Annotated in this window: 19 protein-coding genes and 1 pseudogene; 14 read left to right on the top strand and 6 right to left on the bottom strand. The window is 62.9% G+C overall.

The window, feature by feature from the left end; all coding sequences use genetic code 11:
* The first annotated feature begins 67 nt into the window (after positions 1 to 67).
* Positions 68 to 871 (top strand): IclR family transcriptional regulator, encoded by an 804-nt coding sequence (locus NKH89_RS06575; protein WP_023720986.1) that lies wholly within the window; start codon positions 68 to 70, stop codon positions 869 to 871.
* Positions 872 to 905: 34 nt separating this feature from the next.
* Here NKH89_RS06575 and NKH89_RS06570 read toward each other — a convergent pair whose 3' ends face one another.
* Positions 906 to 1,109, bottom strand: a complete 204-nt coding sequence (locus NKH89_RS06570; protein WP_023678480.1) for a YdcH family protein — start codon at positions 1,107 to 1,109, stop codon at positions 906 to 908.
* Positions 1,110 to 1,350: 241 nt separating this feature from the next.
* Between NKH89_RS06570 and NKH89_RS06565 the strand changes: the two genes are divergently transcribed.
* From NKH89_RS06565 to NKH89_RS06535, 7 genes are all read left to right on the top strand, one after another.
* Entirely contained in the window at positions 1,351 to 1,530 is a 180-nt protein-coding gene (locus NKH89_RS06565) for a YdcH family protein (RefSeq protein WP_023678481.1), read from the top strand.
* A gap of 204 nt (positions 1,531 to 1,734) precedes the next feature.
* Positions 1,735 to 2,988 carry a flavodoxin-dependent (E)-4-hydroxy-3-methylbut-2-enyl-diphosphate synthase gene (gene ispG / locus NKH89_RS06560; protein ID WP_352480886.1) on the top strand — a complete coding sequence of 418 codons (1,254 nt, stop codon included), beginning with the start codon at positions 1,735 to 1,737 and terminating at the stop codon, positions 2,986 to 2,988.
* Positions 2,989 to 2,992: 4 nt separating this feature from the next.
* Positions 2,993 to 3,847, top strand: a complete 855-nt coding sequence (locus NKH89_RS06555) for a lytic transglycosylase domain-containing protein (protein ID WP_023720984.1) — start codon at positions 2,993 to 2,995, stop codon at positions 3,845 to 3,847.
* 174 nt (positions 3,848 to 4,021) lie between these two features.
* The gene (locus NKH89_RS06550) at positions 4,022 to 5,218 is read left to right on the top strand and encodes a phosphoglycerate kinase (RefSeq protein WP_352717022.1); all 1,197 of its coding nucleotides are present in this window, start codon (positions 4,022 to 4,024) and stop codon (positions 5,216 to 5,218) included.
* 140 nt (positions 5,219 to 5,358) lie between these two features.
* The gene (locus NKH89_RS06545) at positions 5,359 to 6,384 is read left to right on the top strand and encodes a class I fructose-bisphosphate aldolase (protein ID WP_352480884.1); all 1,026 of its coding nucleotides are present in this window, start codon (positions 5,359 to 5,361) and stop codon (positions 6,382 to 6,384) included.
* 151 nt (positions 6,385 to 6,535) lie between these two features.
* Complete coding sequence (locus tag NKH89_RS06540) at positions 6,536 to 7,273, top strand: DUF899 domain-containing protein (protein ID WP_352855448.1); 738 nt, start codon at positions 6,536 to 6,538, stop codon at positions 7,271 to 7,273.
* An 86-nt stretch (positions 7,274 to 7,359) separates the two neighbouring features.
* A complete protein-coding gene (locus tag NKH89_RS06535) occupies positions 7,360 to 8,091 on the top strand; it encodes an SGNH/GDSL hydrolase family protein (RefSeq protein WP_352908518.1) in 732 nt (243 codons plus the stop codon).
* A 116-nt stretch (positions 8,092 to 8,207) separates the two neighbouring features.
* Here NKH89_RS06535 and NKH89_RS06530 read toward each other — a convergent pair whose 3' ends face one another.
* Positions 8,208 to 8,369, bottom strand: coding sequence for a hypothetical protein (locus NKH89_RS06530; RefSeq protein WP_008873884.1), 162 nt, complete (start codon positions 8,367 to 8,369; stop codon positions 8,208 to 8,210).
* A gap of 203 nt (positions 8,370 to 8,572) precedes the next feature.
* Between NKH89_RS06530 and NKH89_RS06525 the strand changes: the two genes are divergently transcribed.
* The 3 genes from NKH89_RS06525 to NKH89_RS06515 all read left to right on the top strand — a co-directional run bounded on the left by NKH89_RS06525 (position 8,573) and on the right by NKH89_RS06515 (position 10,021).
* Positions 8,573 to 8,740 carry a hypothetical protein gene (locus tag NKH89_RS06525; protein ID WP_023720979.1) on the top strand — a complete coding sequence of 56 codons (168 nt, stop codon included), beginning with the start codon at positions 8,573 to 8,575 and terminating at the stop codon, positions 8,738 to 8,740.
* Positions 8,741 to 8,875: 135 nt separating this feature from the next.
* The gene (locus NKH89_RS06520) at positions 8,876 to 9,283 is read left to right on the top strand and encodes a hypothetical protein (protein WP_023720978.1); all 408 of its coding nucleotides are present in this window, start codon (positions 8,876 to 8,878) and stop codon (positions 9,281 to 9,283) included.
* A gap of 18 nt (positions 9,284 to 9,301) precedes the next feature.
* Positions 9,302 to 10,021, top strand: coding sequence for a helix-turn-helix transcriptional regulator (locus tag NKH89_RS06515; protein WP_023678491.1), 720 nt, complete (start codon positions 9,302 to 9,304; stop codon positions 10,019 to 10,021).
* A 61-nt stretch (positions 10,022 to 10,082) separates the two neighbouring features.
* Here the strand turns inward: NKH89_RS06515 and NKH89_RS06510 are convergent, their stop codons facing one another.
* The 3 genes from NKH89_RS06510 to NKH89_RS06500 form a co-directional block, all read right to left on the bottom strand.
* Positions 10,083 to 10,778: a DUF1013 domain-containing protein gene (locus tag NKH89_RS06510; protein ID WP_352908517.1), complete on the bottom strand. Its 696-nt coding sequence runs from the start codon at positions 10,776 to 10,778 to the stop codon at positions 10,083 to 10,085.
* Positions 10,779 to 11,132: 354 nt separating this feature from the next.
* A complete protein-coding gene (locus tag NKH89_RS06505) occupies positions 11,133 to 11,273 on the bottom strand; it encodes a DUF1127 domain-containing protein (RefSeq protein WP_023720976.1) in 141 nt (46 codons plus the stop codon).
* Between the two features lie 132 nt (positions 11,274 to 11,405).
* Complete coding sequence (locus NKH89_RS06500; RefSeq protein WP_031194545.1) at positions 11,406 to 12,416, bottom strand: NAD(P)H-quinone oxidoreductase; 1,011 nt, start codon at positions 12,414 to 12,416, stop codon at positions 11,406 to 11,408.
* 124 nt (positions 12,417 to 12,540) lie between these two features.
* Here NKH89_RS06500 and NKH89_RS06495 point away from each other — a divergent pair, with 124 nt between their 5' ends.
* From NKH89_RS06495 to NKH89_RS06485, 3 genes are all read left to right on the top strand, one after another.
* Entirely contained in the window at positions 12,541 to 12,735 is a 195-nt protein-coding gene (locus tag NKH89_RS06495; protein ID WP_023720974.1) for a DUF1192 domain-containing protein, read from the top strand.
* A gap of 95 nt (positions 12,736 to 12,830) precedes the next feature.
* Positions 12,831 to 14,078, top strand: coding sequence for an MFS transporter (locus tag NKH89_RS06490; RefSeq protein WP_352480880.1), 1,248 nt, complete (start codon positions 12,831 to 12,833; stop codon positions 14,076 to 14,078).
* Positions 14,079 to 14,109: 31 nt separating this feature from the next.
* On the top strand, positions 14,110 to 14,397 hold the full coding sequence (locus tag NKH89_RS06485) for an ArsR/SmtB family transcription factor (RefSeq protein WP_023720972.1): 288 nt from the start codon (positions 14,110 to 14,112) through the stop codon (positions 14,395 to 14,397).
* 147 nt (positions 14,398 to 14,544) lie between these two features.
* Here the strand turns inward: NKH89_RS06485 and NKH89_RS06480 are convergent.
* Positions 14,545 to 15,201: pseudogene (locus NKH89_RS06480) on the bottom strand (glutathione S-transferase family protein).
* Positions 15,202 to 15,203: the final 2 nt, after the last annotated feature.

Raw genomic sequence — 15,203 nt, 5'->3', positions numbered from 1 at the left:
GACGTCATTGTCCCTTACAAGGGACGCCTGTACTCTGTACAAGACAGATTAACATCAGGAATCGATAATGCAAGAAGGCAATGCCTTGGCCGCTCGACCGGACGCCGGTCTGGACGAAGACAAGAATTCGGGCTCGCGGGAGAAGGGCCTCAACCGGGTCCTCCAGATTCTGGAGTTTCTCCACGCGACCCAGCGCGCGATCGGCATTGGCGATCTTGCCAGAGGGGTGAACGCACCGCGGTCGACGACCTATACGCTGGTGCGCTCGCTGGTCGACGCAGGCCTTCTGGAGATGGCCGGAGACGGCAATCGGGTCTATTTTGGAAAGAAGCTCTATCTCTACGGAATGGACTATGTGCGGGGCAACGACCTGCTCAGGCGAGGGCGGCAGGAAGTCGACCATCTGTCACGCGAGTCCGGCGAGACCTCGGAGCTGTGCATGCTGCAAAGCGGCCGCTACACCATCGTCCATTCAAGCCCGGGAACCAGGCCATTCAGGATCAGCTCGGCGACGGGTCTGCAAATACCGCTTCCCTGGACAGCTTCCGGGCGGCTGCTCCTCGCCGGCTTCGACAGGGCAGCGATCGAGGATATGGTCTCGGAAGACGACCTCGTACTGCCGGACGGCCGCAGGTTGCAGCTCGACGATTTCATAGCCGATATCGCGGTGGCCAAGTCGGCCGGCTACTGCGTCACCTCCGGCCTTGTCGATGCCTACACGAAATGCCTGGCCGCGCCGGTCTTTTCGGCGCCGGGCAGGGTCGAGGCGACGATGTGCCTGGTGGTTCCCATCGATACCTCGACCGAAAAGACCGATGACCTGATAGAGCTGTTGCTCGAGCGCGCCGCGCGGCTTTCGATCGCGGCATAGGCCGCCTTTTCAGCAGGCCAGCGCCGGCGTCCATTCAAGCGATAATGTCTGGAATGATCTTGTCTTCCAGCGCCATCAGCCTGTCCTTCAGGAAAAGCTTCTTTTTCTTCATGCGCTGGATCTGCAGCGGGTCGCAATTCATGGCGATCATCGCATTGATGGCCGCGTCGAAATCGGCGTGTTCCTGCTTCAGCCGGGAATATTCGAGGCGGATATCTGCCTGTTCCTGATCGGACATTTTTACCGTCTGCACGTCTGCGGCGCCCAAACTATGGGCCTGATTGGGCGGGACCGGGGGTCTTCTTGCACCGGCGCGCAGCCCATACCACATTTCATATTGTCGTGGAATGCTACCACGCAGCATTCGACATCGGTGCGCGATGGTGGCACACTGTCATTATGCCGTCACAGAAGCGAGCCTGCGGTGGACGTGCCATGACGGCTGCAATCCGAGGAAACCATGAAAGGGAGAACCAATCATGTCTCTTGCATCCCATCTTGATGAGCTGCAGCGGAAACACGGCGACATCGAACGCGAAATCGACGATGCGATGACCCATCCGTCGGTAGACGACCTCGAAATCGTGAATCTCAAGCGGCGCAAGCTGGCGCTCAAGGACGAGATTGAAAAACTGAAGGCGAAACCGACGACGCACTGACGCCCATCCAGGACTAGCTGCGCCGCCTGGCGCGCGATTTCTTTCCGGTGGCATGTCTCTATGCTGCCGGAAACGCTTATGGATTTGCGGCAAGCTGCCGTCTTGTCATTTCCGATTTGCTAGGTCTGCGCGCCAGTCGCCATTGACAAGCCATCTTTGCTCCTCCACCTCATGCCCGGACCTTCAAGATTAAAGGCAGCCGGCATGACCGGATATTTTTCCTCACCCTTCCCGCGCCGCAGGTCGGTCGGTGTCGACGTCGGCGGCGTGATGGTCGGCGGCGGCGCCCCAGTCGTCGTCCAGTCGATGACCAACACCGACACGGCCGATGTCGACCAGACGGTGGCGCAAGTGGCGGCACTGCATCGCGCCGGCTCCGAGATCGTGCGCATAACGGTCGATCGCGACGAAAGCGCTGCCGCTGTGCCGGCCATCCGCGAGCGACTGGAGCGGCTCGGGATCGACGTGCCGCTGGTCGGCGATTTCCATTACATCGGCCACAAGCTCCTGGCCGATCATCCGGCCTGCGCTGAGGCCTTGGCCAAGTACCGCATCAACCCCGGCAATGTCGGTTTCAAGGACAAGAGGGATCGGCAGTTCGCGGCGATCGTCGAGATGGCGATCCGATACGACAAGCCGGTGCGCATCGGCGTCAACTGGGGTTCGCTCGACCAGGAGCTGCTGACCCGGCTGATGGATGACAACCAGGCCCAAGGCTTTCCGCTGACCGCGCAGGAAGTGACGCGCGAAGCGATCGTGCAGTCGGCGATCCTGTCGGCCGAAATGGCCGAAGAGATTGGCCTTGCGCGCGAGAAAATCATCCTCTCGGCCAAGGTCAGCGGCGTGCAGGATCTGATCGCCGTCTACACCGAGCTCGCCACCCGTTCCAACCATGCGCTGCACCTCGGCCTGACAGAGGCCGGCATGGGCTCGAAAGGCATTGTCGCATCATCGGCTGCGATGGGCATCCTGCTCCAGCAAGGCATCGGCGACACCATCCGCATCTCGCTGACGCCGGAGCCGAACGGCGACCGCACACGCGAAGTGCAGGTGTCGCAGGAGCTGTTGCAGACCATGGGCTTCCGGCAGTTCGTGCCGATCGTCGCCGCCTGCCCGGGCTGCGGCCGCACGACCTCGACCGTGTTCCAGGAGCTTGCCCAGAACATCCAGGCCGACCTGCGCAAGAACATGCCGGTGTGGCGCGAACAATATCCCGGCGTCGAGAACCTCAAGGTCGCGGTGATGGGTTGCATCGTCAACGGTCCGGGTGAATCCAAACATGCCGATATCGGCATTTCGCTGCCCGGAACCGGTGAGACGCCGACCGCCCCGGTGTTCGTCGACGGCAAGAAGGCGGCGACCCTGCGCGGCCCGTCGATCGCCGCGGATTTCGAGAAAATGGTTTCCGACTACATCGAACGGCGGTTTGGCCAACACGGCAAAGCCGCGGCGGAGTAGTTCGATGCGGCGTTTGCTTGGGGCGACGCTGGTTGTCATTTGCTGGCTGGGCTGGGCGACAGCCGTCCAGGCCGATCCGCCGCGGCCCGCCAAGCAGAAGCTGATCGATCGAGTTTGCGATCTTATCGAGACGCATGCCGACCAGAACGGCCTGCCCCGGGATTTCTTTGCCCGGCTGATCTGGAAGGAGAGTCGCTTCGATCCCAATGCGGTCAGCCCCGTCGGTGCGGAGGGTATCGCCCAATTCATGCCGGGTACCGCCAAGATGCGCGGGCTCGCCAATTCGTTCGATATCGAGCAGGCTATCCCGGCCTCGGCAAAATACCTCGCCGAAATGAAGACCGGCTTTGGCAATCTGGGCCTCGCCGCAGCCGCATACAATGCCGGCGAGAGCCGGGTGACGCGCTGGCTGAATTCCGGCGGCTTCTTGCCGATGGAGACCGAAAGCTACGTTTTGGACGTCATGGGCGAGCCGGCCGACAGGTTCACCGATGCCGCGTATGCCGGCGTCATCCGGCCGCTCGACAAGAAGGCGAGCTTCGCTGCCGCCTGCCGCACGCTGCCGGTGATCATGTCCAGAACCGTGCCGATGTCGTCGATCAACATCAAGCCATGGGGCGTGCAGGTGGCCGGCAATTTCCGCCGCGCCGCGGCGCTCAATCAGTGGAGCAATGTGAAACGGCGGTTTCCAGCCTTGCTCAGCGGTCGCAATCCGGTGGTCAGCCGGGTGCGCACACCGATCGGCAGGCGCGGCATCTATGCGGTGCGGATCGGCGCCGACACCAAAGCCAAGGCCGACGATATTTGCCAGAAGCTGCACAGCGTCGGCGGCGCATGCATTGTGGTGCGCAACCGGTAAAGCCATATGTCGGCGCGTTTCGCGCCATTGCTGCCCATCTCGCTCCCGCTGGGCGCTTCATCTTCGACACGCGATCACATTTTCCGTGAACCCTTAAGCAGAACCGTCAGGCAGGTCTTGCATCGTCGTTGATGCGGGGTAAGGTCCCCGCGATTTTTCGCGAAAGGGATCAGCATGGCCGACTTCAAGACACTGGACGACATCGGCAATATCAGCGGCAAGCGTGTGCTGGTGCGTGTCGACCTCAACGTTCCCGTCACTGAGGGCAAGGTCACCGACGCCACCCGCATCGAGCGCATTGTACCGACCATCGCCGAGCTGTCCGGCAAGGGCGCCAAGGTCGTCCTGCTTGCACATTTCGGTCGTCCCAAAGATGGACCGGCGCCGGAATTCTCGCTCGAGCCGATCGCCAAGGCGACGGCGGACGTGCTCGGCCGTCCGGTTGGCTTTGCCACCGACTGCATCGGCGACAAGGCCGCGAGCGCCGTCGCCGCCATGGAAAGCGGCGATGTGCTGCTGCTCGAGAACACCCGCTTCTACAAAGCCGAGGAGAAGAACGACCCGGCCTTCACCGAAAAGCTCGCCGCCAACGGCGACATCTTCGTCAACGACGCCTTCTCCGCTGCGCACCGCGCCCATTCGTCGACGGAAGGGCTGGCGCACGTGCTGCCGGCCTTCGCCGGGCGCACCATGCAGGCCGAGCTCGATGCGCTGGAAAAGGGCCTCGGCAATCCCGTCCGCCCGGTTGTCGCCATTGTCGGCGGGGCCAAGGTCTCGACCAAGATCGACTTGTTGATGAACCTGGTGAAGAAGGTCGACGCGCTGGTCATCGGCGGCGGCATGGCCAACACGTTTCTCGCGGCACGCGGCACCGACGTCGGGAAATCCTTGTGCGAGCACGATCTCGCGACCACCGCCAAGCAGATCATGATCGAGGCGGCCGAGGCCGGCTGCGCCATCATCCTGCCCGCCGACGCCGTTGTCGCCAGGGAGTTCAAGGCCGGTGCCGCAAGCGAGACCGTCGCCATTGCAGACGTACCAGCCGACGGCATGATCCTCGATGTCGGCGCGAAAACCGTGAAAACCATTGCCGAATGGATCGACCGTGCCGCGACGTTGGTCTGGAACGGGCCGCTCGGCGCCTTCGAGATCGAGCCGTTCGACCATGCGACGGTGGCGACGGCCAGGCACGCGGCAGCGCGCACCAAGGCCGGCAGGCTGGTCTCGGTGGCCGGCGGCGGCGATACGGTGGCCGCCCTCAACCATGCCGGCGTCAGCGATGAGTTCACCTATGTCTCGACGGCCGGCGGCGCTTTCCTCGAATGGATGGAAGGCAAGCCCTTGCCCGGCGTCGACGTCTTGAAGCGCTGAGCGCGGCGTTAATAACAGCGCGAAGCAGTGCGCTCGCGATTTTCAATCGATTCGCGCTTCTCCGACGAAAGGGTTCGACTTGAACCTGCGTTGCTCTGGTGGTCTGCTGGGTACGGGTCAATTCTTTCAGGAGAAGCACGATGAGCGAACGTCTCGAGGACATTGCCGCCGCGATGGTGGCCAACGGCAAGGGCCTGCTGGCTGCCGACGAGAGCTCCGGCACTATCAAGAAGCGCTTCGACGTCATCGGCGTCGAGTCGACCGCCGACAGCCGCCGCGACTATCGCGAGATGATGTTCCGCGCCAGCGATGCAATGACCAAGTACATTTCCGGCGTTATCCTCTATGACGAGACCATCCACCAGAAGGCCGCCGACGGCACGCCGCTGGTCGACATCATCAAGGCATCAGGCGCCATTCCCGGCATCAAGGTCGACGCCGGCGCCAAGCCTCTGGCAAGATTTCCCGGCGATACCATCACCGAAGGCCTGGACGGCCTGCGCGAACGCCTCGCCGACTATTACAAGCTTGGCGCCCGCTTTGCCAAATGGCGCGCGGTAATCGACATCGATGTTGCCAAGGGGGTGCCTTCCGCCACCTCGATCGGCTCGAATGCCCATGCGCTCGCCCGTTACGCCGCGCTTTGCCAGGAAGCCGGCATCGTGCCGATCGTCGAGCCGGAGGTGCTGATGGACGGCGCTCATGACATCGACACTTGCTACGAGATCAGCAAGGCGACACTGACAAAGCTATACACCGAGCTCTATGCGGCCCGCGTCGTCCTCGAAGGCACCATCCTGAAGCCAAACATGGTTCTCGCCGGCAAGAAATCGGGCAAGGTCACCAGCCCCGACGAGGTCGCCGAAAGGACGATAAAACTGTTCCGCGAGACGGTGCCAGCCGCGATCGGAGGCATCGCCTTCCTTTCGGGCGGACAATCGGACGAGCAAGCGACCGCCAACCTCAACGCCATCAACGCCATCGGCCCGCATCCGTGGAAGCTGACCTTCTCCTACGGCCGCGCCTTGCAGGCCGCTCCGCAGAAGGCCTGGAGCGGCAAGGCGGCGAACGTCGCCGCCGCGCAGGCCGCCTTCGCCCATCGCGCCCACATGAACCATCTGGCAGCGCTTGGACAATGGCAGCCGTCGCTGGAGCAAGCCGCTTAACCGAATCCATCTTGCGTTTCTCCCGACCCGGGCCACGTGCCCGGGTTTTGCTTGAAAGCAGCAAGGGCTGCAATTTTCTTGCAACTGAAATGCAGCTCGGTGTCGGCATTCCTCGCTGCCGAACGTCCTCCGTGAAAAGAGGAGCAGACCTATGCCAAACAACAAGACCGTTTCGCAGGAAGACTGGTTCCAGGCGCACAAGGCGCATCTGGCGCGCGAAAAGGAATTGACGCGCTTTCGCGACCGCGTCGCCGCCGAACGCCGCGAATTGCCATGGCTGAAGATCCGCAAGGACTACGTCTTCGAGACCGAGCAAGGGCCAAAGAAACTGCCCGACCTGTTTGGCGGCAACAGCCAGTTGATCGTCTACCATTTCATGTTCGGGCCGGGCGCCGATTATCGTTGCGAGGGCTGCTCGTTCCTTGCCGACCACATCGACGGCGCCAACCAGCATCTCAGGCACCACGATGTTTCGCTTGTCGTGGTGGCGCGGGCGCCGCTGGCCGAGCTTCTGCCCTACAAGCAGCGCATGGGCTGGAAATTCGACTGGGTGTCGTCCTACGCCTCGGACTTCAACTTCGATATGCACGTGTCATTCACCGACAAGCAGATCTCGGCCGGCGACACGACCTACAATTTCGAGCGGCGCGCGCGGAGATCGAAGGACCTTCCCGGCACCAGCGTGTTCTATCGCGACGAGAAAGGCGACATCTTCCTGACTTTCATCTCGCGCTCCAGAGGCGGCGATCCGCTGATCGGCGCCTATCACTATCTCGACCTGACGCCGAAAGGCCGCAACGAAACCGGGCCGCATCATAGCCTCGCCGACTGGGTGCGGCTGCATGACGAGTATGAAGACCAATCCGGGACGCATGACTGCTGCCATTGAGGCGACAGGCTGTCGCTGCAAGGTCGTTCACCTTCAGTGCAACATGCGCTAAGTGCTGTTCGCTGTGCCCCTAAAAGGGATTTGCCATGCGGCGCTTTCCGACCCTTCTCACCTGGCTCGCCTTTCCGGTCTATGTCTGGCAAGGACTTGGCGTGCGTCGCCGCACCACCCGCATGCTGCCGGCACAAGGTCGGGTCATGCACGAGATATCAGGCCAGGCGCCGGCAATCTCGCTGCTGGTGCTCGGCGATTCCTCCGCTGCCTCAGTCGGCATCGGCAATTCCGAAAACGGATTGGCCGCGCAACTGGCCGTTCTAATTGCGCAACGCACCGGCCGCACCGTGCGCTGGCGGGCAGCCGGCTTCAACTCGGCAACCTCTGGCCAGATCCGCGATCATGTGCTGCCCAATCTGTCGGCCGATCCGTGGACGCATATCGTGCTCGCCATCGGCACCAACGACACCAAGAATTTTCATTCGGTACCGCGCTTCAAGCGCGATTTTGGCGGCCTGCTCTACGCGCTGCGCGCCAAATGGCCGGAGGCGCGCGTGGTGTGGTCGCCGGTGCTGGAGTTCACCCGGGCGCCGGCAATGCCGCCGCTGCTCGGCAAGATCCTCGAGATCCGCGCCGGCGAGATGAACCGGATGGGCGAGCGCCTTTGCCTCGAGCGCGGCGCCATACCGGCGCCCCGCCTGCCGATCACCGACGCCGAGGCCGGCTTTGCGTCGGATGGATTTCATGCTTCGGAAGCCGGCTACCGCGCCTGGGCGGAACATCTGGCCGGCTTGGTGCTCGCCAACGAACCGGGCGTCGCGTAGCGGCTGCCGGCACTAAAGCGCGTCGCGTTCGATTGGCCTCATGCGACGCTACTTTAGGTTCTTTGTTTTTGTATGTCGTTGGCGCAAAACCGCTGCACACTTTTGCGCGACATGCATTACGTCCAGTGTCCGAGCACCGCCGTAATCGAAATCGCCGCCATAGCCAACAGCGCCAGCTTCCAGAAATCGCTGCGCCGCTTCAGCCCCGGCCAGCCGAGCGGCTTGATGAGCTGGATGACCATCATGGCGATGATGACGAGCGCGAGAAGTTTCGACATGCAGCCTTTGATCAGCATCGCGGCTGGCTGTCAAAGCGGCTCCGCGATCGCGGTCTTTCCACCGCGGCACGCCTCTTTTCAGCACTGTTCGATCACTTCGGTGGACAAATCGGAACGCCGGTCGCGAGAGCCGCACCCTCCTGACTGACTGCTGTCAGTAGGGGTGTGCGATAGTGCCTGCATCGAAAGAGAGGAGACCAGCCATGAACGGTTTTACTATTCTGCGTAGCGTGCAGCACTATGTCGGCAAGATCCGGACGATGCGCAATGAGATCCGCACCCAGCGTTTCATGAACACCCTGCCGGCGGACATCCGCAAGGATATTGGCTGGCCGGACATGTATGGCGACCGCCACAATGGCGGCAATTGAGGCAATCTTTCTGCCCGGCGTTTGGATGCGGCCCGGCGATAAACAGGCATGCTGAAGCCTCCTGACAGTATGGTGTCAGGAGGCTCGTGCCATAGTGGGATGGCCGTCAGAGACGGACGGCCGAGAGGACGATCGATGAAAAGCTGGACCGACAGGCTGAACACGCCTGGCATCAACGGCATAACACCGTCGCCACGCACCATCGCTGATGTCGTCGAAGGCCAGCCGATGCTGGTTCCCACAGCTCGCCAGGTCGATGCATTCATCTGCGCCATCCCCGAAGGCATGGATATGGATATCCGGGCTTTGCGCACCGCGCTCGCCATCGAGCACGGTGCCGAGGTGACATGTCCGGTCACCATCGGCTATCATCTGCGTACCGTCGCCGAGGCCGCCAACGAGGATCTTGAGCGTGGCATGGCGCTGGGCGACATTGCGCCGTTCTGGCGGGTGCTCGACGCAAGCACGCCGACAACGAGGAAACTGTCCTTCGGCGCGGCCTCCGTCGCCGCGCAGCGCAAGCGCGAAGGGCTAGAGCAATAGACGCCGAGGGACCATACGATGCGCCGCGCCGACAGGCTCTTCCAGATCGTGCAGCACCTGCGCGGTGGCCGTCTGGTCACCGCCCAGAAGCTGGGCACGTGGCTCGAGGTTTCCGAGCGGACCATCTATCGCGACATCGCCGACCTGCAGTCGACCGGCGTGCCGATCGACGGCGAGGCCGGTGTCGGCTACATGATGAGGGAGGGTTTCGACCTTCCGCCGCTGATGTTCACGCGTGACGAGATCGTCGCGCTGGTCGCCGGCGCCCGCATGGTGCGCGCCTTTGGCGGCGCGGCCATGGCGCGAGCCGCCGACGAGGCGCTGGTCAAGATCGGCGCCGTGCTGCCCGACGCCGAAAAGGACCGCATCGCCCGCACCGAGATCCACACGCCGATGTGGGTGGTAAGCGACGCCGCCCGCGAAGCCATCGACCTGATTGAGCGGTCCATCGAGAAACGTCAGGTGCTGACCATCGACTATTCGGATGAGGCCGGCCGCAGCACCGCGCGCGACATCCGCCCACTCGGCCTGTGGTTCTGGGGCAAGGTGTGGACCTTGGTCGCCTGGTGCGAGATGCGCGGCGATTTCCGCGCCTTCCGCATCGACCGCATCGCCTCCGTGGTCATCGCCGGCCGCACCTTCAAGCCGGAGCGCGGCAAGCAGCTCGCCGATTTCTACCGCGCGGTGGAACGCAGCGAGGACTACGGCATGGCACCGGACCGGGCGGCGCGAAGCTGACACGGAAGATCGAAAAAAAAGCCCGCTTGAAAGCGGGCTTTTTGTTTTGGATGCGAGACCTCTATTCCTCTTCGTCCGTATCCTTGTCCTTCGACTTCAGCGCCGAAAGCTTGGCGAAGACGGCGTTGGCGTCGAGTTCGCGGTCCTCGTCCTTCGGCTTTTCCGGCGCCGGCACCAGCCGTTCGGTCAAGGCGGCCGGCAGCAGCGTATCGCCGACCGGCTGCGCCTGCTCGCGGCCGCGCGAGGCGCGGTTGATTTCCATGTCGAGGTCGATCTGCGACGTCAGGCCGAGCGTCACTGGATCCATCGGCTGGAGATTGGCGGAGTTCCAGTGTTTTCTGTCGCGGATCTGGTCGATCGTCGACTTCGTCGTGCCGACAAGGCGGGAAATCTGCGCATCCTTGAGCTCGGGATGGTTGCGCACCAGCCAGAGGATGGCGTTGGGCCGGTCCTGGCGCTTGGACAGCGGCGTGTAGCGCGGACCCTTGCGCTTGGATTCCGGCACCCGCACCTTGGGGTCGGAGAGCTTCAGCCGGTGGTTCGGGTCCTTCTCGGCGCGCGCGATCTCGTTGCGAGTGAGCTGGCCGGTCATGATCGGGTCCATACCCTTGATGCCTTGCGCCGATTCGCCGTCGGCGATCGCCTTGACCTCAAGCGGATGCAGTCCGCAGAACTGCGCGATCTGCTCGAAGGAAAGCGCTGTGTTGTCAACCAGCCAGACGGCGGTCGCTTTTGGCATCAGCAGCGTATTGGCCATTACAAAAATCCTTCTCGTTCGCCCGCGTTCCCGCGCGGGCGGTGGTTTACAGCCACCAAAATGGGAAAATCGCGGTCTATATAACTGCTCACTCGCCATTTCGCAATGTTTTTGGCAGGCGCGCGTCAAGGACGGCATGGCGGCGCGACCAGCAGACCGCGAAGGGTCGGCACATGAAGCCATGCAGTCGAAAGCTTCAAAAAGACAAAGCCCGCCAGACCAAGGTCGGGCGGGCTCGGAACCGACGACGGAAATCCGTCTGCTACGGCTCTGGCTTCTAAGGCTTGATCCCGAACCGCGGCTCGGCGTTGCGGAAAAGCAGCGCCCGGTCTTCGGACAGGATCGTGCTCGAGATCAAAGCCCTTGGCGGGCGATTCTCTCTATGTCGCCGCGGTTGATGCCGAGATCATTGAGCTGACGAGCGTTCAGCCGGTTCAGTTCGCGCACGGTTTCGTTGTACATGCGCCAGTTACGGAAAGCGCGGATCGGGTTCATGGTAGTCCTCCATCGTTTCGATGCCGCGCAAATAGGCATCGGCGATGAAAAATTGAACAGACGCTTTTGCGTGGCGGCAATGCGTTTGTTGCATTGCACCATTAAGCCTTCGTTCAGCCTGTTTACCGGCCGTCAGGCGACATCGAGCACAATCTTGCCAATGTGCTCACCCTCCTCCATCCGCTCATGCGCCCGCCAGGCTTCCTTGAGCGGGAAGATCGTGTCCATCACCGGTGCAACCTTGCGCGTGCCGAGCAGCGGCCAAACCTGCGCCTCCAGCGCAGCCGCGACTGCCGCCTTGAAGTCCACCGTGCGTGGCCTGAGCAGCGAACCCGTGTGCACGAGTCGCTTGGCCATGATTTTGAAGAAATCGGCGCTCGCCACCGCTCCGCCCTGCGTCGCGATCTGGACGATGCGGCCCTCCACGGCCGCAGCCTCGTAGTTTCGCGCGACATAATCGCCGCCGACCATGTCGAGGATGACGTTGGCGCCCTTGCCGCCAGTTGCCTCCTTGACCGCGGCGACGAAGTCCTCCTCGCGGTAGTTGACCGCCCGGTCGGCACCGAGCTTGAGGCAGGCGTCGCATTTCTCCTTGCTGCCGGCGGTGGTGACGACATAAGCGCCGAAAGCGGCAGCAAGCTGAATCGCCGTCGTTCCGATACCCGATGAGCCGCCATGCACGAGCAGCGTCTCGCCGCTCTTCAGGCCGCCGCGCTCGAAGACATTGTGCCAAACAGTGAAGTAGTTTTCCGGCAGCGCCGCCGCTTCGGTGTAGGTAAAGCCGGCGGGCAGCGGCAGCACGCTGCCGGCATGAACCTTGACATATTCGGCATAGCCGCCGCCCGCCGTCAGCGCGCAGACCCGGTCGCCGACGCGCCAGCGCGATATCTCGTCGCCGAGGGCGGCGACTTCGCCCGCCGCTTCCAGGCCCGGCAGATCCGACGCACCTGGCGGCGGCGGATAGGCACCCTTGCGCTGCTGCACGTCGGGCCGGTTGACGCCGGCGGCACGCACCCGGATCAGGATCTCGCCAGGGCCGGGTACCGGCACGTCGCGGGTTTCCGGTTTCAGCACCCGCGGCCCGCCCGGCTCCGAGATGGCGATCGCCATCATCCTGGCCGGAATTTTCTGTGCGTTCGCCATGAATTTTCCCGTCGTGTTTCGCCGGTTTCTAGCGCCAGCTATTGCCTGCCATTTGCATCCATACCCCTGCCCTATGTATGCTCATTGGCAAATCAGGCAAATGGGCAATCACGGAGGAGCGACGATGGCGGTCTTCGACGACGAACCCAAGAAGAAAGCGCGCCCGCACGAGATCGGGCAGGATCTGTCGCTGCTTTCTGTCGATGAATTGTCCGAGCGGATCGGCATCCTGCGCGGCGAGATCGCCCGGCTGGAAGCCGAGCTCATGACCAAGGGCTCCACCAAGTCGGCGGCAGAGGCGCTGTTTCGCCGCGGATAGTACTGCGGGCAATTCCAAAAGCTCGGGCACGCCGCCGAAAAGCCCGAATGCCGCTGTCTCCAGACCTGTGCCCCGAACCCCAGCCGGATTGAACAATGTTCGCAAGCTACAGACCGATCCTCTCGCTGCTGCGCGGCACCGCGTTCCTGCTGGCGGCATCCGGGCTGCACGGGCTGCTGTTGCCGCTGCGCGGCCAGGTGGAGGGCTTCTCGACCGCATCGCTCGGCCTGATGGGCACGGCTTGGGCCGGCGGCTTCGTCACCGGCTGCTTCTTTGCGCCACGCATCGTGCGCCGCGCCGGTCATGTCAGGGCTTTCGGCGCCTTTGCCGCATCGGGAGCGATCGTCGCACTGCTCACCGGCCTGATCATTGATGAATATACCTGGATCCTGCTGCGCGCCTTCACCGGCTTCACCATGGCCGGTGCTTTCATGGTCATCGAAAGCTGGCTGAACGAGAAGGCCACCAACGAAAACCGCGGCACCGTCTTCGGCCTCTACATGATGGTCACCTATGCCTCGATCATGGGCGGTCAGATGATCGTTGCCGGCGGCGATGTGAAATCGGCGTCGCTATTCATGATCACCGGCATTCTGTTTTGCCTATCACTGATCCCGACGGCGGTCTCGACGGCGTCGCACCCCAAGCCGCTGCAGGACGTGTCGCTTGACGTCAAAGGGCTCTACGTCAATTCGCCGGTGTCGGCGATCGCCTGCGTGCTGATCGGCATCGCCAACGGCGCCTGGGGCACGCTTGGTGCCGTTTATGGAGCTCGCATCGGCATCTCGACGGCCGAGATCGCGCTCATGATGAGCCTGGTGGTCATCGCCGGCGCCGCCATGCAGCTTCCGGCCGGGCGGCTCTCCGACACGACGGACCGTCGTTTCGTGCTGGCGGGCGCGGCTTTCGGCGCTGCGCTGTTCGCCATCGCCATCTTCCTGTTCGAACCGCGCTCCGGCGTCTTCGTTATCGTCTGCACCGCCGCCTACGGCGCCTTCGCCTACACGCTCTATTCGATCGCGGTGGCGCATGCCAACGACCATGCCCGATCGGAAGACTTCGTCAAAGTGTCGGGCGGCCTGCTGCTGCTTTATGGCTTCGGCACGATGATCGGCCCGCTGCTGGCCGCCGGCCTGATGGGCTGGATGCGTCCCGAGGGGCTGTTCCTGGCTACTGCGTTGGCGCATCTCTGCCTGGCCGCCTATACGCTGCTGCGCATCAGCCGTCGCGCGCCGGTGCCAATCGAAGGCCGCGATGCCTTCAAGACCCAGCCGGCCGACCGCTCGGTGACGCCGGAAGCGTTGCGGCTCGACCCGCGCAGAAAAGCTGAAACCGACGGTTGAGATTCGAGACGCTTTGCCCCACAAATAAGGCATGATGCTTTCCGACGCCTTCATGGCGATTGCCGATCCCAACCGGCGCTATCTCTTGGAAGAGCTCCGGCGCGGACCGAAGACCGTCAACGAACTGGCCTCTGGCTTGCCGGTGTCCCGCCCGGCCGTTTCGCAGCATCTGAAGGTGCTGCTTGATGCCGGGCTGGTCAACGCCAAGCCGGAAGGCACCAGGCGCGTCTATACGGTCAGCAATGCCGGCTTCCTAAAGCTCAACATCTGGCTCGACCAGTTCTGGGATGCAGAGCAGCTCGGTTCACCCGGAAGCTGAGAGGCGTCGTCCGCGCGTCGGGCAGCTCGTGCAGCCTCGGGCCTGGAGCAATTCCAGGAAAAGTGTGAAACGGTTTTCCGTCCGGAATTGCGCAAAAAACAAAAGGATCGAGCGGTTCGGCGTTTCCGTGAAACGATGAACCACTCTCTAGCCGTTGTTGTAGGGGAAGAGCTTGAAATAGGGCTGCGCTTCCTCGATCACACGGGCAACCGACGGGCGCCGCAGCAGCCGGTCGTGATAGCGCCTCACCGCAGGATATTTGTCGCCGAACGGCTCGACCTTGTTAGCGTAGAACAGCGCGGGGGCGGCGGCGCAGTCGGCCATGGTGAAGCTCCCGCCCACCGCCCATGTCCTCGACTGCATGTCCTGTTCGATGACGGCGTAGGAGCTGCGCAGCTGGGCGCGGGCCTGCTCGACGCCGAACGGATCGGTCTAGCCCTCCGGCCGCAGCCGGTCGCCGACGATCTTCTGCATCGGTTCCTGGACGTAGAAGTCATAGAAGCGGTCGGCGAGCCGGGTCTGGCGAGCGAGATCGACATCGGCGGGGATCAGTTCGGCCGGCCCAGGATAATACGCGTTGAGATATTCGATGACGATTGTCGATTCCGGCACGGTCCGATCCAGCGCTTCATCACGCAGTACCGGCATCTTGCCGAGCGGCCACAATTTCAGAAACGCCGCGCGCGACTGTTCATTGCCGAGATCGACGACGACGGATGTGAATGGCGTGCCGTTCTCATAGAGCGCGATCAGCGGCTTCCAGCAGAAGGAGGCCAGTGGATGAAGATGCATAGTCAGGGACATTG

Origin of the sequence: Mesorhizobium sp. M0923, assembly GCF_040319365.1 — a bacterium.
GTDB lineage: Bacteria > Pseudomonadota > Alphaproteobacteria > Rhizobiales > Rhizobiaceae > Mesorhizobium.
The sequence above is the reverse complement of the archived record's forward strand: the minus strand, read 5'-3'. Positions and strand labels throughout refer to the sequence as shown.